Genomic DNA, 19,791 nt, shown 5'->3' on the forward strand with positions numbered 1-19,791 from the left:
GTCTGAACCCATGTCATCGAACACAGCCGCTCCCGGCGACAACGAACTAGCGGTCAGCGATCTGGGCCCCTTGGCTTGGGTGTTGGACGAACTGCGCAAGTCTTTGGACGGTGCGACAAAAGCCATGCGGCGGTTTGTGCGCGATGCCGAATTGGCACGCGGTTCCGATTTGACAGAGCTCGATGCCAGCCACCTACGCATCGCACGCCAACAGCTGCATCAGGCGGTTGGTGCTTTGGAAATGGTAGGGCTGGTTGCCCCTGCAAAAATTCTTCGCTCCATGGAATCGCTGGCACAAAAGTTTGTGCAGCGTCCGGAGTTATGCAGCGATGAGGCTGCCAATTGCATGGAAAGGGCGAGCTTCGCCCTAACGGAGTACCTGGATGGCGTCCTGAAAGGCAAGACGGCGTCATCGGTTGCGTTGTTTCCGCAATACAGGGCGTTGCAAGAGCTCGCGGGTGCCGACCGCATCCATCCTGCAGACCTGTGGCCGCCGGAGTGGCGGTGGTTGCCAGTGCCTGTACCTGCTTCTGTGGCGCCTCTAACGTACGGTCCAGATGTTCGGCGTGAAATGGATCATGGTGTATTGCGTTTGGTCAAATACGCAGACGTCGCGTCGGCCCGCCGCCTTCAAGACATTAGTTTGGGCTTGGCAGCGGGACGCTCTGACCTAGAGTCCCGCACATTCTGGATGGTCTGTGCGGCGTATTTCGAAAGCACTGCATTGGGATTGTTGGCGGGGGACATTTACAGCAAACGTGCTGCGTCGCGTATCCTGCAGCAGTATGTCAGCCTTGCTAAAGGTGACTCGGCGATTTCGGAGCGGCTGGCGCAAGATTTGGTTTTTTTCTGCTCGTTGGCCATGCCTTCGGCCGGTGTTCCTGCGCCTGTTTTGCACGTCGTAAAGACGGCCTATGGCTTGGCCCGCAGCAAACCAGTCGACTACGAAACCGAGCAATTTGGCCGGTTTGATCCTGCGCTTTTGGTTCTCGCACGCAAGCGTATTGCGACTGCGGCGGAGACGTGGTCTGCTTTGGCCGGGGGCGACACGAATCGGCTCAAAGTGGCGGGTGAGCAGTTCGCCGCTGTGGCGGAGACGGTCACTAAACTGCACGCGGAAAGTGGCGAGTTGGGAAAAGCCTTGGTACGCGCCATAGAGCTCACCATCCGGGCCGGCGCTGCACCGGCACCAGCAGTTGCCATGGAGGTGGCAACCTCTGTCTTGTACCTAGAGGCCGCCTACGAAGACCTGGATCCGACTGACAGCCAGATGGCGGAGCGCAGTGCACGGTTGGCGCAGCGTTTGGCTCATGTGACTTCGGGAGGCGAGCCCGAGCCGCTGGAATCTTGGATGGAAGAACTCTACCGCCGGGTGAGTGATCGCCAAACCATGGGCAGTGTGGTTGACGAATTACGCACGACCCTTGGTGAGGTCGAGAAGTCGCTGGATCAGTTTTTCCGCAATCCACAGGACAAGGCGCCTTTGCGCGAAGTGCCTAGCCAGTTAGCCCAAATGCGCGGTGTTTTTTCGGTGCTGGGCTTGGATCAGCCTTCTATTGCTGCATTGCGCATGCGCTCCAGCGTTGAGCAATTCCTGGTGGACGACATAGATGAGGCCAGTGCACGAACTGGTATTTTTGAAAAGGTTGGCAATAGCTTGGGCGCGATGGGGTTCTTGATCGATATGCTGAGCTACCAGCGTTCGCTTGCGAAAACCTTGTTTGTGTATGACGAAGATTTGGCTGAGTTCCGTCCCTTGATGGGGCGTGAGCGAACAGAGTTGCAAGCGCAGGAAGAAGTGCCTGTCCATGCAGATAACGCCATACAAGACGATTTGGCGGCCTTGCAAATGGCCACAGCACAGCAGCCAACGCCGACATTGGCACCAGCACCTGTTGCTGCCGTTGTGGCGGAACCTGCTGCAGATCTGGATGCCGATGACGATACAGAGTTGCGCGATATCTTCTTAGATGAGGCGCGTGACGTTGTTCAGAACGGCTTGGCAGCGCTGCAGGCTTTGCGCTCAGAGCCTACCAACCTCGCCGACCAGACAACCTTGCGTCGTGCGTTCCATACGCTCAAAGGCAGTTCTCGGATGGTGGGGCTCAATGAGTTTGGAGAGGCTGCTTGGGCCTTTGAGCAATTGCTCAACACTTCATTGGCGGAGCAGCGCCCTGCTACGGATGCATTGATGTCGGTCTCAGAGCAGGCTATGCAGGCCTTCGAGCGCTGGGTGGAAGACATTGCGGGTCATTCGAATACGCCTTGGAGTGCACAAGACTTCCGCAAGACCGCGGACGCGCTGCGGTTGGATGGAGTGCACCTACCCTTACAAGGGCCCGGTGCGGCAGTGCATGAAGCCGCTATTGCGGTGCCAGAGTTGCAAAACGCTCCTCTTGTCGCTGCTCAGGAGGCGCCCCCAATCCCGGCGGAACCTCAGGCCGCGGTTGATTTCGCCTCTACGCAGATGTTCGGCGATCTGGAGCTGGACGCCCCTGCTGCTCCTGCACCGGTGGATTTTGCGTCCACCCAAATGTTCAATTTTGAGACCACGCAAGCACTCGAACCCGTCCGCCCCGAAGGCGATGGACCTCGTGCAAGTGCCACAGAAGTTACTGAAGTCGATTTGGGTGATTTCGATTTTGGGGATCTTGGCGTGGAAGTGCCCCACGAGGATGCACCCGATACCGTGATCGCGGATATACCGGATGCCCCACCAGAGTCCACTGTTGTGTCACGCGTGGAGGCGGTGGAGCCCACGACTCTGATGGAGATCGTGGCCGAACCCGATGCAGAGGCCGCCAACGATGCGCCTGCCTCGGTGGCGGAAGCCCCCTTGTTGGATCCTGATGAAGGCATGAAGGTCATTGGACCTCTGCGCCTGAGTATCCCGCTGTACAACGTCTACTTGAACGAGGCCGACGAGTGGTCGCGTCGTTTGCAAACAGAACTGAGTGAATGGGCTTTGGAGTTACCGAAGACGTTACCGGATTCGGTAATCGCCTTGGCGCATTCTTTGTTGGGCAGCTCTGCTACCGTCGGTTTTGTTGCGTTGTCAGACATGGCCCGCGCACTAGAGCAAGCTTTGCAGCACGTGCAATTGCACCGTCAGGGGACGGCTGAGCAGGCTTCAGTGTTCAACGACGCGGCCGAAGATATCCGACGCCTGTTGCACCAATTTGCAGCAGGGTTCCTGAAGGAGGCTGATGCCCGTGTGCTCGCTGAGTTGCAGACGATCACCGAAACAGAGTTCCCTGCGCCTTCATTGGACACGCCTCCCTTGGACGGCGCTGATGCAGCGATCTCCGAGTTTGAGGATAGCCTTCCCTCTGTGTCTTTCCTGGATACCGAACCGGAGCTCGCTGCTGCAACGATGGCCGTTGCTGCGCCCTTGGCGATTGCCGATGCCCAGGACGATGACATTGATGCAGAAGATCATTTGGATGATGATCTTTTGCCGATTTTTGAAGAAGAAGCCGCCGAGCTGATGCCCCAATTGGGTACGGCTTTGCGTCAATGGGTTGCCCAGCCGGAGCATATGGAGGCGCGCAACGAAATTCTGCGCTTATTGCACACGCTCAAAGGCAGTGCGCGTCTGGCGGGAGCGATGCGTTTGGGCGAAATGGCCCACCGCATGGAGTCGTCCATCGAGCAAATTGGCACGGAAGCGCTGCAGTCCGTTCAGTTGGAGCCTTTGCTTACCCGTTTTGACTCCCTGCAATCCGTGTTTGCGTCATTGGGGCAGGAGCCTGCGGACGTTGATGAGGTCGTGGCGCCCGCCGAAAAGTCCACGCCAGATACCCACGCTGCTGCACCCGCAGCAACGCCTTTGAGTGCGCGCCCGGTGATGCACGCGCCCCAAGTTGCGATGCCGCGACCTAGCGGCAACCAGTCCGTGCGTGTGCGCTCGCAGTTGTTGGACCGGCTCGTCAACCAGGCTGGTGAGGTCATGATTACCCGCTCGCGTATGGACGCGCGCCTCAATCAGTTGCGCTCCTCCCTCGGGGAGTTGGGTGGAAACTTGGACCGTTTGCGCCAACAGCTGCGCGACGTCGAGTTGCAGGCGGAGTCGCAAATGCAGTCGCGTTTGGCGCAAACCAAAGACTCTGCACAGGCATTCGATCCATTGGAGTTTGACCGTTTTACACGGGTGCAGGAGTTGACCCGCATGATGGCGGAGTCGGTGAACGACGTGGCCACCGTGCAGCGCAATTTGCAGCGCTCGGTGGAGGGTACGGAAGATGACCTGATTGCCCAGGGGCGACAGGCGCGAGAGTTGCAGCGGGATCTGCTGCGCACCCGCATGGTCGAGTTTGAAGGCATTTCGGACCGCCTGTATGGTGTGGTGCGGCAAGCCGCCAAGGATGCCGGCAAGCAGGTGAAGCTCGACATAACGGGTGGCTCCATCGAAATGGACCGTGGGGTGCTGGATCGTATGGCGCCTGCGTTTGAGCACTTACTGCGCAATGCGGTAGCCCATGGCATCGAGGCCTCGGACGTGCGTGTGGCTGCAGACAAACCGGCTGCGGGCAATATCGTGATCCACGTGCTGCAGGAAAGCAATGATGTTTCAGTGTCTTTCAGTGACGACGGTGGCGGTTTGCACCTAGACCGTATCCGTGCCAAGGCGATTGCCAATGGCGTAATCGAGGCGGATGCTGCCCTGAGCGATAACGACGCTGCCAACTTGATTTTTATGCCCGGTTTTTCAACGGCAGAGCAGATCACCGAACTGGCCGGACGTGGTATCGGTATGGATGTGGTCCGTTCAGAGGTGAACGCGCTGGGTGGTCGGATTGAGACCCAAACAGAGCCAGGCAAAGGGACTACCTTCAAGTTGGTGCTGCCATTGACGACAGCCGTTACCCAAGTGGTGATCTTGCGCATGGGCGAGTTCACGATCGGTGTGCCTGCCAACATCATGGAAACAGTGCTGCGCGTGCCCGCGGAACAGCTGGAGAAAGCGTATGCTGACCAGTCGTTTGACATGGCCGGTCAAGTGCTGCCTTTCTTCTGGGCTGGTGCATTGCTGCAAGTGTCAGCGCGTAGCCATGAACCCTCGAGCAAAACTTTGCCCGTTGCCATTTTCCGCAGTGCGGGACAACGCTTGGCGCTGCATGTTGACGAAGTGCTGGGTAACCGCGAAGTGGTGGTCAAAAACCTGGGGCCACAACTGGCGCGCCTGCCTGGTTTGGCCGGCATGTCGGTGCTGGCCTCTGGCGCCGTGGTGCTGATTTACAACCCGGTCGCACTGGCCGCAGTGTATGGTGATCTGGCGCGCTCGCTGGGGGCGTCAGACAACACGGCGGGCTTGTCTTCCGATGCCGCAGACCTTGCACCCAAGGTTGTCGAGCCTTCCAACCAGTTGCCCTTGGTGTTGGTGGTGGATGACTCGATCACCGTGCGCCGTGTGACCCAGCGTTTGCTTAAGCGCGAAGGCTATCGCGTGGCGCTGGCTAACGATGGCTTGCAGGCGCTAGAGCGCTTGCAGGAAGAGGTCCCCGCGGTCATCTTGTCCGACATTGAAATGCCGCGCATGGATGGTTTCGACTTGGCGCGCAACATCCGTGCAGACGAGCGCACGCGTGCTGTGCCCATTATCATGATCACTTCGCGTATCGCGGAGAAACACCGCGAACATGCGCGCGAGCTCGGTGTGGACCACTACCTGGGCAAGCCTTACTCGGAAGACGAGCTGCTGAGCTTGGTTCGCAGTTACTGCGGCGACGCAGTCGAGGCCTAAGCCAGTTTTTTCACCACGCCATAGCGCAGCAGGGTGCGGGCCCTCGCCTTGGCGTGGTCCACGATGGGCAGGGGATAGTCCTTGCCTAATGTGAGCCCAGCCTCCGCCAGTTCCAGTGGTTTGGCGATCCAGGGAGCGTGTATCGCCTTGGGGCTTAGCTTGGCCAGCTGGGGCAGGTAGCGCCGGATGAACTTGCCTTCAGCGTCAAACTTTTCGCTCTGCGCAATCGGGTTAAAGATACGGAAGTAAGGTTGTGCATCACAGCCACTGGAGCTCACCCATTGCCAGCCGCCGTTGTTGGCTGATAGATCAAAGTCATTGAGCGTTTGTGCAAAGTAGCGCTCGCCCCAGCGCCAATCCACACCCAAGTGCTTGACCAGAAAGCTGCCGGTCACCATCCGCAGGCGGTTGTGCATATAGCCGGTCTGGTTGAGTTGGGCCATGGCGGCGTCCACCAAGGGGTAGCCGGTCTGGCCTGCGCACCAGGCCGAAAACAAGGTCTCTGCCTGTGGTCCTTCTTCCCACGCAATCTGGTCGTACTCGGGCTTGAATGCCGACGCGGCCACATGTGGAAAGTTGGCCAGAATCTGGGCATAAAAATCGCGCCACACCAACTCTCCCAGCCAGGTGGACGCGCCTTCATCTCCTTGCAAGTGCCGAGGGTAGGCCAGGTTCACCAACTGTCGGATGGAGACGGTGCCAAAGCGCAGGTGCACGCTCAGATAGCTGGGGCCTTTGATTGCCGGGAAGTTGCGAGTTTGCTCGTAGCGCTCCATGCGTGTGGCAAAGTCACCCAACAGTTTTTGTGCTCCACCCTCACCCGTTGGAATCTTGAGCGCCTGCAGGTTGCTGGGTACAAAACCGATGTCCGTCAAATTTGGTACTGGCGTGCGGTAGGCCTCGGGCCGCGGTGCCAGCCGCTGGGGTGACGCGAGAGAAACATCAGGTGTTGGATGGAGCGCCAATCGGGCCAGCCAAGCGCGCATATACGGCGTAAAGACACCATACGGCTTGCCCATTTGGGTGAGTACTTCGCGCGCCTCAAAAATCACGTGGTCTTTATGCCGCAGCAACGCTTTGCCCGCATTTGCCAGTGTTCGTGCAACCGACTCATCCCTGGCGTTCGCCTGTGGTTCGTAGTCCTGTCCTGCAAACACGACTTGGACATCCAATGTCTGTGCAAGCCGGGGGATATCCTCTTCGGCCCGACCATGCACAACAATCAGCCCGGCATGCGGCTCTGTACTCAAGGCGCGCAGGCTGGCATCAACTTCGACCAGTGACTCGCGGATAAATTCAACCCGCCGATCTTGGCGCGGCAAGGGCGCCAAAATATCGGTGTCAAAGACAAAAGCGCAGTAAACGCGCTTGCACAACTGCAGCGCGGTGTTCAGTGCCGTGTTGTCGTATGTGCGCAGGTCGCGGCGAAACCAGACCAGGCCAGAGGCGTATTGTGTGTGCATGCCACCCGTTAAAATCAATGTATGTCCGGCGATTCTGCACCTATCAATCTCACCAACCACTTTTTGATTGCAATGCCCGGATTGGAAGATGCCCTTTTTTCCAAAAGCGTGGTTTACGTGTGTGAGCACAACAGCAAAGGTGCGTTGGGATTGGTGATCAACAAGCCGGCAGACATGGACCTCAAGGCCTTGTTTGCAAAAATAGACCTGCCCCTGCAGCGCACAGACCTGCTGGCCAGTCAGGTGTTCCAGGGTGGGCCGGTGCAAACCGAACGTGGCTTTGTCTTGCACGAAAAAACCGAGGTCGCGGATGCGGGGGAAGCCAAGTCCTCACTGTATGCCTCTTCCATGACCATTCCCGGCGGGCTGGAAATGACCACCTCCAAGGATGTTCTCGAAGCGATCGCCAGCGGCTCCGGGCCGGGGCGGGTGCTGGTGTCACTGGGGTACTCGGCCTGGGCTGGCGGGCAGTTGGAAACAGAGCTGGGTGAGAACAGTTGGATTACTGTCGATGCCGACCAAGCCATCATCTTTGACACACCGATCGAGCAGCGGTATGACAAAGCGCTGGCTTTGCTTGGCCTACAGGCCTGGATGATCTCTACCCAAGCGGGGCACGCATGAGCGCGCCGGCTGTGCTTGTGCCGGCCCACCTGACCACGTTTGTTGCTTTCGATTTTGGCCTCAAGCGCACCGGTGTGGCAGTGGGTAACCGCTTGTTGAAAACCGCACAGCCCCAAGGCTCCATCCACGCGGAGGGCAGTGCCCGCTTTGATGGCGTGGCCGCCAAACTCAAGGAGTGGCAGCCCGACGCCATTGTGATCGGCGTGCCCTACCACCCCGACGGCGCTGCCCACGAAAACACCACGCGTGCCAAAAAGTTTGGACGCCAGCTGCATGGCCGATTCGGTCTGCCCGTGTTTGAGGTGGATGAACGCTACAGCACCACCGAGGCGATCAGCTCGGGGGCTAAGGACGCTGATGCAGCTTCGGCCTGCATCATCCTGGAACAATTTTTGAGGAGTTTGACGTGAGTATCCTGGCATTAGATGCGGAAGCGCTGTACCGCGATCTGCTGCGCGGTGTGCGGCAGTTGTGCACGGCGGACACCCGCTTGGTGGGCATCACCTCTGGTGGTGCTTGGCTGGCGGAGCGCCTGCAGGCCGAATTGCAACTGCCCGGCAAGGCTGGAACCATTTCATCGGCCATGCACCGCGACGACTTTGCGCAGCGCGGCCTGTCCTCGGGCGGGCAAACCCAGTTGCCTTTTGATGTGAATGATGCCCAAATCCTGCTGCTGGACGATGTGCTCTACACCGGCCGTACGCTGCGCGCGGTGATCAACGAACTGTTTGACTACGGCCGCCCGGCTTCGGTCCAGCTTGCGGTGCTGGTGGATCGCGGTGGCCGCCAGCTGCCCATCCAGGCGGACTATGCGGCGGCGCGCGTGAGTGTGGCGGCCAACCAGTCGCTGGCCCTGGCCCGTAGTGAATCCGGTACGTTCTCCTTCGATGTGCAGGAGGCCTGACATGCTCTACAAACGTAACCCCCAACTCAACAAGCACGGCGAACTGGTGCACCTGCTGTCGGTCGAAGGCCTGCCCAAAAGCATCCTCACCCACATCCTGGACACCGCCTCCAACTTCGTATCCATCAACGACCGCGAAGTCAAGAAAGTGCCCCTGCTGCGCGGCAAGAGCGTGTTCAATCTGTTCTTCGAGAACAGCACCCGCACCCGCACCACCTTCGAGATTGCCGCCACGCGCCTCAGTGCCGATGTGATCAATCTTGACATCGCGCGCTCCAGCGCGTCCAAAGGCGAGTCGCTGCTCGACACCATTGCCAACCTCAGCGCCATGGCTGCCGACATGTTTGTGGTGCGCCACAGCGAGTCTGGCGCGCCTTACCTGATCGCGCAGCATGTGGCGCCCCATGTGCATGTGATCAATGCGGGCGATGGCCGTCACGCGCATCCCACCCAAGGTCTGCTGGACATGTACACCATCCGGCACTACAAGAAAGATTTTTCCAACCTCACAGTTGCCATCGTGGGCGATGTGCTGCACTCGCGCGTGGCGCGCTCCGACATCCATGCGCTCACTACCCTGGGCGCCGCAGAGGTGCGCGTGGTGGGCCCCAAGACCCTGGTGCCTTCTGACTTGGCAGGTATGGGCGTGCGTGTCTGTCACACGCTGGAAGAAGGCATCAAGGACTGCGACGTCGTCATCATGCTGCGCTTGCAGAACGAGCGCATGAGCGGCGCGCTGCTTCCGTCCACCCAAGAGTACTTCAAGAGCTTCGGCCTCACGCCCGAGAAGCTGCAATTGGCCAAGCCCGATGCCATCGTCATGCACCCGGGCCCCATCAACCGTGGCGTGGAGATTGACTCCGCCGTGGTGGACGGGCCGCAGAGCGTCATCCTGCCGCAGGTGACCTTTGGGATTGCCGTGCGCATGGCGGTGATGAGCATTGTGGCGGGCAACGACGCCGACGCGCGCTGAGAGAGGAAAACAAGATGAACCTGTTGATTCAAGGCGGCCGTGTCGTGGACCCCGCCAGCGGCACAGACCGTGTGGCCGATGTGGCGATTGCCGATGGCCGCATTCTTGCCATAGGTGATACGCCCGCGGACTTTGTTGCCGAGCAAATCCTTGCCGCCCAGGGACTGGTCGTCGCACCGGGTCTGGTCGACCTGTGTGCCCGCCTGCGCGAGTCGGGCCATCCCAAGCCAGGTCAGCTCAGTAGTGAGCGCGCCGCCGCAGCGGCGGGCGGTGTGACCACGCTGGTGTGCCCGCCGGATACCAGCCCCGTGCTGGACGAAGCTGGTCTGGTGGAAATGTTGCACTACCGCACCCAATTGCAAGGTGGCCCGCGTGTGCTGCCTTTGGGTGCGCTCACGCGGGCGCTGGCGGGCGAGGTGCTCTCGCCCATGCAGCAGTTGGCCGATGCGGGCTGTGTGGGCTTTGGCCAGGCGGAGGTGCCGCTGGTCAACACCCAGGTGACCCAGCGTGCCTTGCAGTACGCCAGCAGCTTTGGCTACAGCGTCTGGTTGCGCCCACAGGAATACCACCTGGGCAAAGGCGTCGCCGCCAGCGGCCCGCTGGCCACGCGCATGGGCCTGGCAGGCGTGCCGGTGGCCGCAGAGACCATTGCCTTGCACACCATCTTCGAACTGGTGCGCTCCACCCGGGCGCGGGTCCACCTGTGCCGTATCAGCAGTGCGGCCGGTGTGGAACTGGTGCGCCAGGCCAAGGCCGAAGGCCTGCCTGTGACGTGTGATGTCAGCATCAACTCCTTGAACCTGACGGATGTCGACATCGGCTACTTTGACAGCCGCATGCGTGTGAACCCGCCGCTGCGCCAGCAGCGCGACCGCGACGCCCTGCGTGCAGGCTTGGCCGATGGCACCATCGACGCACTGGTCTCCGACCACACGCCGGTGGATGACGACGCCAAAACTTTGCCTTTTGCCGAGAGTGAACCCGGCGCGACAGGGCTGGAGCTGTTGCTGAGTTTGGCGCTCAAGTGGGCACAGGACAGCGGTTTGGGCCTGGACTATGCCCTGGCGGTGGTTAGCAGCCGTGCGGCACACGTCTTGGGTCGCGCGCCCGGTGCGTTGGCAGACAGCTTGGGCCGCCTGGCGGTGGGTGGTGTGGCCGATGTCTGCGTGTTCGACCCCCAGGCCGCCTGGGTGGTGGAGCCTGCGGCCCTGCGCAGCCACGGGCGGCACACCCCCTTCAGCGGCTACGAGCTGCCGGGTTGCGTGCGCGCCACCGTGGTGGCCGGCCGTGTGGCCTTTTCGGCCTGAGCCCATGGCCCGTTTCCAGGCCTGCTGGCGACTCTTGCGTGTGCTGGTCCATGTGCTGGCGGGCGCATGGCGTATCCGCTGGGTGTTCCCGCGCCTTCCGCAAGCCGAGCGTGATGCACAAGTTCAGGCCTGGGCCCGCGAAATGCTTGCGCGACTAGCTATTAAATTGGTAGTGAATGGCCAGCCCCCGGCAGTTGGGCCGGTGCTGCTGGTGGCCAACCATATCTCCTGGTTGGACATCGTGGTCATGCATGCGGCACGCCACTGCCGCTTCATTTCCAAGGCCTCGGTGCAGCATTGGCCTGTGGTGGGTACCTTGGCCAATGGTGCGGGCACACTCTACATTGAGCGCGAGTCCCGCCGCGATGCCATGCGTGTGGTGCACCACATGGCCGAACGTCTGGCGGCTGGTGATGTGCTGGCCGTGTTTCCCGAGGGCACCACGGGCGATGGCACCACGGTGCGGCCCTTCCACGCCAACATGTTGCAGGCCGCCATTGCGGCCCAGGCGCCCGTGCAGCCGGTAGGCCTGCATTTTTGCGACAGCGCCACCGGGCAGCACAGTTTTGCCCCTTGCTACATTGGGGACGACAGTTTGCTCGACTCGCTCTGGCGCACACTCAAGACGGATAGCCTGCTGGCGGTGGTGAGTTTTGGCACTGCGCAATTGCCACAGGGGCGCGACCGCCGCACCTGGGCGGCCGACCTGCACCAAGCCGTGGTGGATTTGCGCGCCGACCGTTAGCGGCGCGAAGCCTTCAGGCCGCCAGGCGGCTGAAGGTCACCACATGGTCCACCTGGGGGCGGATGCCTATTTTTTCGCCCAGCTTGTGGTCGTGGTGGCTGGGCACATGGGCCATCACTGTCAGGCCGCTATCGAGCCGCAATGTGTACAAAAACTCGGAGCCCCGAAACGACTTGCGCACAATCTCGGCTTTCACTGGGGCATCGTCGTCATGCACGATGTCATCGGCCCGCAACAGCACATCACACTCGCCCTGCGGGTAGGCGCTGGGCAGCGGGCATTCGCTCACATCCTGCAGCACGCCCAGCGGGGTGTGCACCACTGGCGCGCCACCCTGCAGCGCAATCGTGGCCGGGGCAAACACGCCGTGGCCAATAAAGTCGGCCACAAAGCGGGTGGCGGGGCGGTGGTAGAGCGTGTAGGCATCATCCCACTGGTGCAGCGTGCCCTCGTGCATCACGCCGATCATGTCGCCAATGGCAAAGGCCTCCATCTGGTCGTGGGTGACAAACAGCGCCGTGGCCCCAGCAGTTTTGAGGATGCCGCGTACCTCGTGTGCCAAACGCTCGCGCAGGTCCACATCCAGGTTGGAAAACGGCTCGTCCAGCAGCAGCAATTGGGGCCGCGGCGCCAGTGCGCGGGCCAGCGCCACACGCTGCTGCTGCCCGCCTGACAACTCGTGCGGGTAACGCTGTTCCTGGCCCGACAGGCCCACCCATTCCAGCACCTCGGCCACACGGGCTGTGCGCTCGGCGACAGGCAGCTGGTGAATGCCAAAGCCCACGTTGCGGGCCACATCCAGGTGGGGGAACAGGGCGTAGTCCTGGAACACCATGCCAATGCGGCGCTCTTGGGCCGGCACACAGCCGTGGATCGAACTGACCATGGCCCCGCCGAGACGGATATGTCCACCGCTGGCGGGCTCCAGCCCGGCTACAGCTCTTAACAAGGTGGTCTTGCCGCAGCCAGAGGGGCCAATCAGTACCCCTATGTCTCCCGCTCGCAGACCCAAGGACGCGTTTTGCACTGCGGCCTGAGGCCGGCCTGGGTAATGCACCTGCAGCTGAGAGACTTCTAGAAACATGCCGGGATTGTAGATACTTACAATTCTCATTTAGCGCCCATCCACCTGCCTGCAACTTCCACATCCCTTATGTCTGTCTCGCGCCTCACGCGCATCCCCTTGGCCTTGTTTGTTGTTGCGCTATTGCTGCCCGTGGTGGCGGTATTTTGCGCTTGGCTGCCCTGGGGTGAGTCGGGTGCGCAGTCGCTCCAAATCGTGCAGGAGATGGCACGTACCGTGCTGCCCGAATACGCCTGGACCACCGTGCAGCTGTGCCTGATGGTGGGCTCGGGTGTGGTGCTGGTGGGCCTGGGCACGGCCGCTGCGGTCACACTGTTTGACTTTCCAGGGCGGCGGGTGTTTGAGTGGGCGCTGCTGCTACCCCTGGCCATGCCGGCCTATGTAGTGGCCTATGCCTATACCGACTTTCTGCAGTTTAGCGGCCCCCTGCAAACGGGCGTGCGTGCCTGGCTGCAAGTGGAGGGGCGGGTGTTCCCCGAGGTGCGCAGCGTGGTAGGCGCAGCCTGGGTGTTTACCTTTGTGCTCTACCCCTATGTCTACCTGCTGGCGCGCACCGCCTTGTCAGAGCGGGCCAGCCATTTGATGGAGGCGGCCCGCCTCATGGGCGCCGGCCTGGGGCGACGCATGGCGGTGGTGGCGCTGCCGCTGGCGCGCCCGGCGGTGGCAGCTGGGGTGGCGCTGGCGCTGATGGAGGTGCTGGCCGATTTTGGGGTTTCCAGCTATTTTGGAATCCAGACCTTTACCGCCGGCATTTACAAGGCCTGGCTCGCCATGGACAACCGCATTGCCGCCGCCCAGCTGGCCACGCTGTTGCTGGGCTTGGTGGCGCTGCTGCTGTGGCTGGAACAGCGGGCCCAGGCGCGCATGCGTTTTGCCTCGGGCAAGGGCGCACGTGCCAATACCAGCGATGCCCAACCCGTGCATCTGGCGGGACACCGTGCCGCATGGGCCTGGCTGGTGTGTGCGTTGCCCATCCTCATGGGGTTTGTGCTGCCGGTGGTCTTTATGTTGCGCCCGCTGTGGGTGGAGCAAAACGAACTTCCCTGGAGCCGCTTTGGCGAATGGGCACTGAACAGCGTGCGCCTGGCCGGTATCACCAGTGTGCTGGCGGTGGGCATTGCGTTGGCACTGGCCTATGGTGCGCGGCGCAGCAGCCATTGGGGCCCGCGCGTGGCGGCGCAGCTGGCGGGTTTGGGCTACGCCATTCCCGGCGCTGTGGTGGTCGTGGGCCTGTTGTTGCCGGTGGGCTGGGTGCAAGCCTGGCAACCCGAGTGGCAGGTGGGCTACTTCGTCACTGCCACGGCGCTGGGCATTGTCTGGGCCTACCTGGTGCGCTTTTGTGCGGTGGCGCTGCAGTCCTTGCAAAGCGGCTACGCGCGCATTCCGGTGAGCATGGACGACGCCGCCCGCATGCTGGGCACCAGCGACGCGGGTACCCTGGTGCGCGTGCATTGGCCGCTGTTGCGCCGATCCACCGCCGCAGCGGCACTGCTGGTGTTTGTGGACGTGATGAAAGAGCTGCCCGCCACGCTGGTGCTGCGCCCCTTCAACAGCGACACGCTGGCCGTGGTGGCCTACCAACTGGCCCGCGACGAGCGCTTGGGCGAAGCTGCCGTACCCAGTCTCGCGCTGGTGCTGGTAGGGCTGATTCCGGTGGTGATGCTGAGCCGGACCCTGCGCAGCAAGGTTTAAGAGTCAAATAGTGCTTTAGCCCTCGTGGATACTGCGCGAGCAGCTACTATATTGATAGTGATTTGAAGGGGCTGGTGCCCCCGACAGGAATCGAACCTGTATCTGTCCCTTAGGAGGGGACCGTTCTATCCATTGAACTACGGAGACCAGCGAGCCGGGATTGTAAGGGGGAGCTTCTGATCGGTTGGGGACAGCGCTGAAGGTCTGTCCCGCAAGGACATTACTTGGTCAGGTGGCGCATCGCCTCTTCCAGGCCCTTGAGGGTAAGCGGGTACATCTTGTGCCCCACGATCTCCTGGATCACGCTGATGCTCTGGCGGTACTGCCACACGCCTTGCGGCTCGGGGTTGATCCATGCGAATTTGGGGAAGGCGTGCAGCAGGCGCTGCAGCCACTCGGCGCCGGCCTCTTCGTTGTTGTATTCCACGCTCCCGCCGGGCTGCAAGATCTCATAGGGGCTCATGGTGGCGTCGCCCACAAAGATCAGCTTGTAGTCCTTGTTGTACTTGCGGATGATGTCCCAGGTCTCGAACTTCTCGGCAAAGCGGCGCCGGTTGTTCTTCCACATGAAGTCATAGACGCAGTTGTGGAAGTAATAGAACTCCAGGTGCTTGAACTCGGTCTTGGCCGCGCTAAACAGCTCTTCCACGCGTTGGATGTGCTCGTCCATGGTGCCGCCCACGTCCATCAGCAACAGCACCTTCACATTGTTGTGGCGCTCGGGCCGCATCTTGATGTCCAGGTAGCCCGCGTTGGCCGCCGTCTTGGCGATGGTGGCGTCCAGGTCCAGCTCGTCTTCATGGCCTTCGCGCGCAAACTTGCGCAGGCGGCGCAGCGCCACCTTGATGTTGCGCGTGCCCAGCTCCTGGGTGTCGTCGTAGTCTTTGTAGGCGCGCTGGTCCCACACCTTCACGGCGCTCTTGTTGCGCCCTTTGTCCTGCCCGATGCGGATGCCCTGCGGGTTTTGGCCGTAGGCACCAAAGGGTGAGGTGCCACCCGTGCCTATCCACTTGTTGCCGCCTTCGTGGCGTTCCTTCTGCTCTTCCAGACGCTTTTTCAGCGTCTCCATCAGCTCGTCCCAGCCCATCTTCTGCAGCTTGGCCTGCTCTTCAGGTGTGAGGAATTTCTCCAGGTTCTTGCGCAGCCAGTCGGCCGGAATCTCCTTGGTGAAGTCCGCAACCATCTCTACGCCCTTGAAGTAGGCGGCAAAGGCGCGGTCGAACTTGTCGTAGTGCTTCTCGTCCTTCACCAGCGCGGTGCGGCTCAGGTAGTAGAAGTCGTCAATGGAGTAGCCGCTGGGCTCAGGGGCATCCTCGGGCTGCGGCGTCTTGGGCCCCACCACGCCTTTTTGCAGCGCTTCGAGCAGGGTCAGGTATTCCTTGACCGAGACGGGCAGCTTGGCCGAGCGTAGGGTGTAGAAGAAGTCCAGCAGCATGGCGTGTTCCTGGGGTGTCAGCCGCGCGGTTTGTCCAGCAAATACAACAGCTGGGCCTTGGCCTCGGGCCATTCGCCGCTGCGCATGCTGTACATCACGGTGTCGCGGATGGTGCCGTCGCGGCGCAGTGCGTGTCCACGGATCACGCCGTCTTTCTTGGCGCCCAGGCGTTCGATGGCGGCTTGGGATGCGAAGTTGAAGTTGTCGGTGCGCCAGCCCACCACATGGCAGCCCAGCGTCTCGAAGGCGTGGGTCATGAGCAACAGCTTCGCGGTGGTGTTGACGTGGCTGCGCTGGCTGCTTTGGGCATACCAGGTGTAGCCAATCTCGACGCGTTTTACAGCGGGCAGGATGTCGTGGTAGCTGGAACTGCCGAGCACACGGCCGGTAGATTCCTCCAGCACGACGAAGGCAAAGCGGTTGCCCGCTTCGCGCATGGCCAGCGCGTCTTCGATGTACTTGCGCGTCTGTTCGGGTTCAGGCACCGAGGTGATGCGCAGGGTCCAGAGTTCGCCATCGGCAGCGGCGGTACGCAGCCCGGCTTCGTGTTCCAGGCCCAAGGGGGCCAGTTGTACGCCACGGGCGCAAAGTGTGACAGGTTCGACAAAGGCCATGCTCAGTCTTTCTTGTCCTGTTTGCGGTTGCGCCAGCGGCGGGCCAGTTGCAGACCCAAGCCACCGCCCAAGCCCACCAATACGATGCCGCCAATGCTGGCTGCGCCGTAGCCGGGGGCGAACACATCCAGCCCCATCAGGCGTCCCGCCCAAAAGCCAATAAGCGCACCACCCACAAAGCCCACAGCGTCAGACACGCCTTCGATGATTGGATCGTTGTTCATGGGGTGTGGCTCAGCGGTTGTGGCGTTGCATAAACATCAGTTTTTCAAACAGGGTTACATCCTGCTCGTTCTTCAGCAGCGCGCCCACCAGGGGGGGCACAGCCATCTTGTCGTCCTTGCTTTGCAGTGCGTCGGCCGGAATGTCCTCGGCCATCAGCAGCTTGAGCCAGTCCAGCAGCTCGCTCGTAGAGGGTTTTTTCTTCAGGCCGGGCAGACCGCGCACTTCAAAAAAGGTCTTCATGGCAGCGCTGACCAGCTCTTTCTTGAGGCCGGGAAAGTGCACATCCACAATGCTCTGCATGGTGGCCGCATCGGGGAACTTGATGTAATGGAAGAAGCAACGGCGCAAAAAGGCGTCGGGCAGCTCCTTTTCGTTGTTGGAGGTGATGAACACCAGCGGGCGGTGTTTGGCCTTGATAAGTTCACGTGTCTCGTAGCAGTAGAACTCCATTCGGTCGATTTCGCGCAGCAAGTCGTTGGGGAATTCGATGTCGGCCTTGTCGATCTCGTCGATCAATAGCGCCACGGGTTTGTCAGCGGTAAAGGCCTGCCACAGCACGCCCTTGACGATGTAGTTGTGGATGTCCTTGACGCGTTCATCGCCCAGCTGGCTGTCGCGCAGACGACTCACCGCGTCATATTCATAGAGGCCCTGTTGCGCTTTGGTGGTGGACTTGATGTGCCACTGCAGCAGGGGCATGTCCAGTGCCTGCGCCACTTCCTCGGCCAGCATCGTTTTTCCGGTGCCGGGCTCGCCTTTCACCAGCAGTGGGCGCTGCAGCGTGATGGCTGCGTTGACCGACAGCATCAGGTCCTGGGTGGCGACGTAGTTCTTGGTTCCGTGGAATTTCATGGCGTAGGCGAACAGGCAAGGGGTGGTCGGACCCAAGAAGGCTGAAAAAAGCCTGCCAAGGGCACGGGTGGCGGTCGATATAATCGGCGTGCTGATTTATATCAATCACCGTCTGGATTGTCCCCGCAAAATGAACAAATTCCTCTTGACCCTGTCCGCTGCGCTTGTCGCCTCTGTGACCGTTTTTTCCGCCCACGCCCAGGGCGTGCAAGGTGACATCAAGGCCGGTGAAAAGAAGAATGCCATGTGCATTGGCTGCCACGGCATCGTGGGTTACCAAGCCAGCTTTCCCGAAATCCACAAGGTTCCCAAGATCTCGGGCCAAGGCGGCAAGTACATTGCCACCGCCCTGAATGCGTACAAAACCGGTGAACGCAAACACGCCTCCATGCGCGGCATTGCGGCATCCCTGACCGACCAGGACATCGCCGATCTGGCCGCGTACTACGAAGCCAGCGGTGCCGTGGAAGGTGCCCAAGCACTGGGCAAAGCCCCCGAAGGCTCTGAAAAAGTGAATGCCTTGCTGACCAAGGGGGCCTGCGCCTCCTGCCACGGCGACTCCTTCAGCAAGCCCATTGACCCCAGCTACCCCAAGATCGCCGGCCAGCACAGCGACTACCTGTTTGTGGCGCTGAAGGCCTACAAGGTGGAAGGCAACGCACAGATCGGCCGCGGCAACGCCATCATGGGTGGTGTGGCCAAGCAGTTCACCAATGCGGAGCTCAAAGAGCTGTCCAACTATTTGGGCGCGCTGCCAACCGAACTCAAGGTCGTGCCGCAAAGCCGCTTCCGCTAAGCCGCACGATTTCCCCAAAAAGCCGCTTTTGAGCGGCTTTTTTGTTGCCAGCTGTGCGGCTTGTGGTTGAGCTAGTCTTTGGTGGCGTGGCGCTGCACGCAGGCGATGTAGGCATTGCCATCGGGTGGGCGCCCGGCGCGCTGGCTTTCCCAGAGCATGGTGCCCAGGCACTCCATAGCTTCATGGTGGGCCTGGTGCAGCGAATTGCGCTTGTGCGTGAGCAATTCCACCGCCTGGCGGATGCCGCGCGGCTGGTCGATGCTGCACTGCTCGCTGATGGAGAGGTGCATGCTCAGGTGCAGGAACGGGTTGGTGCGGCCTTCGGTGGCCTCGTACATGGTGGCCAGCGCGGTGTCCACGTCGGCAAAGTCGGCGGCGTATTCCGGGTGCTCGTCCATCCACTGGGCTGCTATGGTTTCAATAGCTTCCAGCGCAACACCACTGCGGGCCTTGGCATAGGTAGAGCAGAAAAATCGACGTACGTCTTCTTGGGAGGGGCTGAACATGCTGCCAAGGGTAGCACGCGCCTGCCAACCTTGGGGGAGGGGTAGGAGCGCGTACATTTCCACACATGACCTTGCCCCTGATTACCGATCCATTTTTCTACGCTGTGACGGTGCCCGCTGTACTACTACTGGGCATCAGCAAAAGCGGATTTGGTGCGGGCTTTGGCTCCTTGGCCGTGCCCATGATGGCGCTGGCGGTGAGCGTGCCCGAGGCGGCGGCGATTCTGATGCCCGTGCTTTTTTTGATGGATGTGCTGGGCATGGCGGCATTCCGCAAAGACTTTGATCTCAAACTCTTGAAGTTTCTGATTCCCTGCGGGCTGGTGGGTATTGCCATTGGAGCGCTGCTGTTCAAAGTGTTGAACCCGCACACCGTGGCCGCCATGGTGGGGGGCTGCACGCTGCTGTTTCTGGCGCAGCGCCTGCTGTTTCCGCCACGGCCAGATAGCCCGCCACCGCCGCGGTGGCTGGGTGCCATCCTCACGGCCACCTCGGGCTTTACCAGTTTTATTGCCCACGCGGGTGGCCCGCCGATCAACGCCTATGTGATCCCGCTCAAGCTCAGCCCTATCAAGTTCACCGCCACCATGGCGTTTTTCTTTTTTGTGGTGAACCTGAGCAAGTGGATTCCCTACGGCATGTTGGGCTTGCTGGACCTGCGAAACATGGCCACCAGCTTGGTGCTGCTACCCCTGGCGCCGGTGGGTGTCTGGGTGGGCGTGCGCCTGGCGCGACGCATCAGCCAAGTGCTCTTCTACCGCTTTCTCTATGCAGGTATGTTCCTTACCGGCGTGAAGCTGCTGTGGGACGGGCTGGCGTGAGCTGGCC

Annotated in this window: 17 protein-coding genes and 1 tRNA gene; 10 read left to right on the forward strand and 8 right to left on the reverse strand. The window is 61.0% G+C overall.

What is annotated here, in order from left to right; genetic code table 11:
- Window positions 1-10 precede the first annotated feature (10 nt).
- Window positions 11-5,743 carry an Hpt domain-containing protein gene (locus tag CHU94_RS17365; RefSeq protein WP_255034019.1) on the forward strand — a complete coding sequence of 1,911 codons (5,733 nt, stop codon included), beginning with the start codon at window positions 11-13 and terminating at the stop codon, window positions 5,741-5,743.
- On the opposite strand, the gene CHU94_RS17370 is transcribed toward CHU94_RS17365, so the two are convergent.
- Window positions 5,740-7,206 (reverse strand): deoxyribodipyrimidine photo-lyase, encoded by a 1,467-nt coding sequence (locus CHU94_RS17370; RefSeq protein WP_094482181.1) that lies wholly within the window; start codon window positions 7,204-7,206, stop codon window positions 5,740-5,742. The two genes, CHU94_RS17365 and CHU94_RS17370, sit on opposite strands and share 4 nt — an antisense overlap.
- A 21-nt stretch (window positions 7,207-7,227) precedes the next feature.
- On the opposite strand from CHU94_RS17370, the gene CHU94_RS17375 reads away from it, so the two are divergent.
- Genes CHU94_RS17375 through CHU94_RS17400 form a run of 6 tightly spaced genes read left to right on the forward strand, consistent with a single transcriptional unit; the run spans window position 7,228 to window position 11,759 of the window.
- Window positions 7,228-7,830 (forward strand): YqgE/AlgH family protein, encoded by a 603-nt coding sequence (locus CHU94_RS17375; protein WP_094482183.1) that lies wholly within the window; start codon window positions 7,228-7,230, stop codon window positions 7,828-7,830.
- Entirely contained in the window at window positions 7,827-8,240 is a 414-nt protein-coding gene (gene ruvX, locus CHU94_RS17380) for a Holliday junction resolvase RuvX (protein ID WP_094482185.1), read from the forward strand. The genes CHU94_RS17375 and ruvX overlap by 4 nt, the downstream gene beginning before the upstream one ends.
- Window positions 8,237-8,734, forward strand: coding sequence for a bifunctional pyr operon transcriptional regulator/uracil phosphoribosyltransferase PyrR (gene pyrR, locus CHU94_RS17385; protein WP_094482187.1), 498 nt, complete (start codon window positions 8,237-8,239; stop codon window positions 8,732-8,734). Before ruvX ends, pyrR begins: the two co-directional genes overlap by 4 nt.
- Before the next feature lies 1 nt (window position 8,735).
- The gene (locus CHU94_RS17390; RefSeq protein ID WP_094482189.1) at window positions 8,736-9,707 is read left to right on the forward strand and encodes an aspartate carbamoyltransferase catalytic subunit; all 972 of its coding nucleotides are present in this window, start codon (window positions 8,736-8,738) and stop codon (window positions 9,705-9,707) included.
- 14 nt (window positions 9,708-9,721) lie between these two features.
- Window positions 9,722-11,014 (forward strand): dihydroorotase, encoded by a 1,293-nt coding sequence (locus CHU94_RS17395; protein WP_094482191.1) that lies wholly within the window; start codon window positions 9,722-9,724, stop codon window positions 11,012-11,014.
- A 4-nt stretch (window positions 11,015-11,018) separates the two neighbouring features.
- Window positions 11,019-11,759, forward strand: coding sequence for a 1-acyl-sn-glycerol-3-phosphate acyltransferase (locus CHU94_RS17400; protein ID WP_094482193.1), 741 nt, complete (start codon window positions 11,019-11,021; stop codon window positions 11,757-11,759).
- Between the two features lie 13 nt (window positions 11,760-11,772).
- On the opposite strand, the gene CHU94_RS17405 is transcribed toward CHU94_RS17400, so the two are convergent.
- Entirely contained in the window at window positions 11,773-12,843 is a 1,071-nt protein-coding gene (locus CHU94_RS17405; RefSeq protein WP_094482195.1) for an ABC transporter ATP-binding protein, read from the reverse strand.
- A 69-nt stretch (window positions 12,844-12,912) separates the two neighbouring features.
- Between CHU94_RS17405 and CHU94_RS17410 the strand changes: the two genes are divergently transcribed.
- A complete protein-coding gene (locus CHU94_RS17410; RefSeq protein WP_094482197.1) occupies window positions 12,913-14,535 on the forward strand; it encodes an iron ABC transporter permease in 1,623 nt (540 codons plus the stop codon).
- A 72-nt stretch (window positions 14,536-14,607) separates the two neighbouring features.
- Here the strand turns inward: CHU94_RS17410 and CHU94_RS17415 are convergent.
- The 5 genes from CHU94_RS17415 to CHU94_RS17435 all read right to left on the reverse strand — a co-directional run bounded on the left by CHU94_RS17415 (window position 14,608) and on the right by CHU94_RS17435 (window position 17,661).
- Window positions 14,608-14,682 (reverse strand) — tRNA-Arg (locus tag CHU94_RS17415).
- 73 nt (window positions 14,683-14,755) lie between these two features.
- A complete protein-coding gene (locus CHU94_RS17420; protein WP_094482199.1) occupies window positions 14,756-15,970 on the reverse strand; it encodes a VWA domain-containing protein in 1,215 nt (404 codons plus the stop codon).
- Window positions 15,971-15,987: 17 nt separating this feature from the next.
- A complete protein-coding gene (locus CHU94_RS17425; RefSeq protein WP_094482201.1) occupies window positions 15,988-16,584 on the reverse strand; it encodes a GNAT family N-acetyltransferase in 597 nt (198 codons plus the stop codon).
- Window positions 16,585-16,586: 2 nt separating this feature from the next.
- On the reverse strand, window positions 16,587-16,808 hold the full coding sequence (locus CHU94_RS17430; protein ID WP_094482203.1) for a hypothetical protein: 222 nt from the start codon (window positions 16,806-16,808) through the stop codon (window positions 16,587-16,589).
- Between the two features lie 10 nt (window positions 16,809-16,818).
- A complete protein-coding gene (locus tag CHU94_RS17435; protein WP_094482205.1) occupies window positions 16,819-17,661 on the reverse strand; it encodes a MoxR family ATPase in 843 nt (280 codons plus the stop codon).
- A 130-nt stretch (window positions 17,662-17,791) separates the two neighbouring features.
- Between CHU94_RS17435 and CHU94_RS17440 the strand changes: the two genes are divergently transcribed.
- Window positions 17,792-18,457 (forward strand): cytochrome c, encoded by a 666-nt coding sequence (locus CHU94_RS17440; RefSeq protein ID WP_094482207.1) that lies wholly within the window; start codon window positions 17,792-17,794, stop codon window positions 18,455-18,457.
- Between the two features lie 71 nt (window positions 18,458-18,528).
- Here the strand turns inward: CHU94_RS17440 and CHU94_RS17445 are convergent, their stop codons facing one another.
- Entirely contained in the window at window positions 18,529-18,963 is a 435-nt protein-coding gene (locus CHU94_RS17445; protein WP_094482209.1) for a DUF1841 family protein, read from the reverse strand.
- A gap of 65 nt (window positions 18,964-19,028) precedes the next feature.
- Here CHU94_RS17445 and CHU94_RS17450 point away from each other — a divergent pair, with 65 nt between their 5' ends.
- Entirely contained in the window at window positions 19,029-19,784 is a 756-nt protein-coding gene (locus tag CHU94_RS17450; RefSeq protein WP_094482211.1) for a sulfite exporter TauE/SafE family protein, read from the forward strand.
- Window positions 19,785-19,791: the final 7 nt, after the last annotated feature.

The sequence above is a fragment of the Rhodoferax sp. TH121 genome (assembly GCF_002251855.1).
Taxonomy (GTDB): Bacteria; Pseudomonadota; Gammaproteobacteria; order Burkholderiales; family Burkholderiaceae_C; genus Allorhodoferax.

Bases quoted from the DNA above. Each gene is read 5' to 3' on its own strand.
- CHU94_RS17365 (WP_255034019.1), top strand. From the start codon at position 11: ATGTCATCGAACACAGCCGCTCCCGGCGACAACGAACTAGCGGTCAGC.
- CHU94_RS17370 (WP_094482181.1), bottom strand. From the start codon at position 7,206: ATGCACACACAATACGCCTCTGGCCTGGTCTGGTTTCGCCGCGACCTG.
- CHU94_RS17375 (WP_094482183.1), top strand. From the start codon at position 7,228: ATGTCCGGCGATTCTGCACCTATCAATCTCACCAACCACTTTTTGATT.
- ruvX (WP_094482185.1), top strand. From the start codon at position 7,827: ATGAGCGCGCCGGCTGTGCTTGTGCCGGCCCACCTGACCACGTTTGTT.
- CHU94_RS17390 (WP_094482189.1), top strand. From the start codon at position 8,736: ATGCTCTACAAACGTAACCCCCAACTCAACAAGCACGGCGAACTGGTG.
- CHU94_RS17395 (WP_094482191.1), top strand. From the start codon at position 9,722: ATGAACCTGTTGATTCAAGGCGGCCGTGTCGTGGACCCCGCCAGCGGC.
- CHU94_RS17400 (WP_094482193.1), top strand. From the start codon at position 11,019: ATGGCCCGTTTCCAGGCCTGCTGGCGACTCTTGCGTGTGCTGGTCCAT.
- CHU94_RS17405 (WP_094482195.1), bottom strand. From the start codon at position 12,843: ATGTTTCTAGAAGTCTCTCAGCTGCAGGTGCATTACCCAGGCCGGCCT.
- CHU94_RS17410 (WP_094482197.1), top strand. From the start codon at position 12,913: ATGTCTGTCTCGCGCCTCACGCGCATCCCCTTGGCCTTGTTTGTTGTT.
- CHU94_RS17420 (WP_094482199.1), bottom strand. From the start codon at position 15,970: ATGCTGCTGGACTTCTTCTACACCCTACGCTCGGCCAAGCTGCCCGTC.
- CHU94_RS17425 (WP_094482201.1), bottom strand. From the start codon at position 16,584: ATGGCCTTTGTCGAACCTGTCACACTTTGCGCCCGTGGCGTACAACTG.
- CHU94_RS17430 (WP_094482203.1), bottom strand. From the start codon at position 16,808: ATGAACAACGATCCAATCATCGAAGGCGTGTCTGACGCTGTGGGCTTT.
- CHU94_RS17435 (WP_094482205.1), bottom strand. From the start codon at position 17,661: ATGAAATTCCACGGAACCAAGAACTACGTCGCCACCCAGGACCTGATG.
- CHU94_RS17440 (WP_094482207.1), top strand. From the start codon at position 17,792: ATGAACAAATTCCTCTTGACCCTGTCCGCTGCGCTTGTCGCCTCTGTG.
- CHU94_RS17445 (WP_094482209.1), bottom strand. From the start codon at position 18,963: ATGTTCAGCCCCTCCCAAGAAGACGTACGTCGATTTTTCTGCTCTACC.
- CHU94_RS17450 (WP_094482211.1), top strand. From the start codon at position 19,029: ATGACCTTGCCCCTGATTACCGATCCATTTTTCTACGCTGTGACGGTG.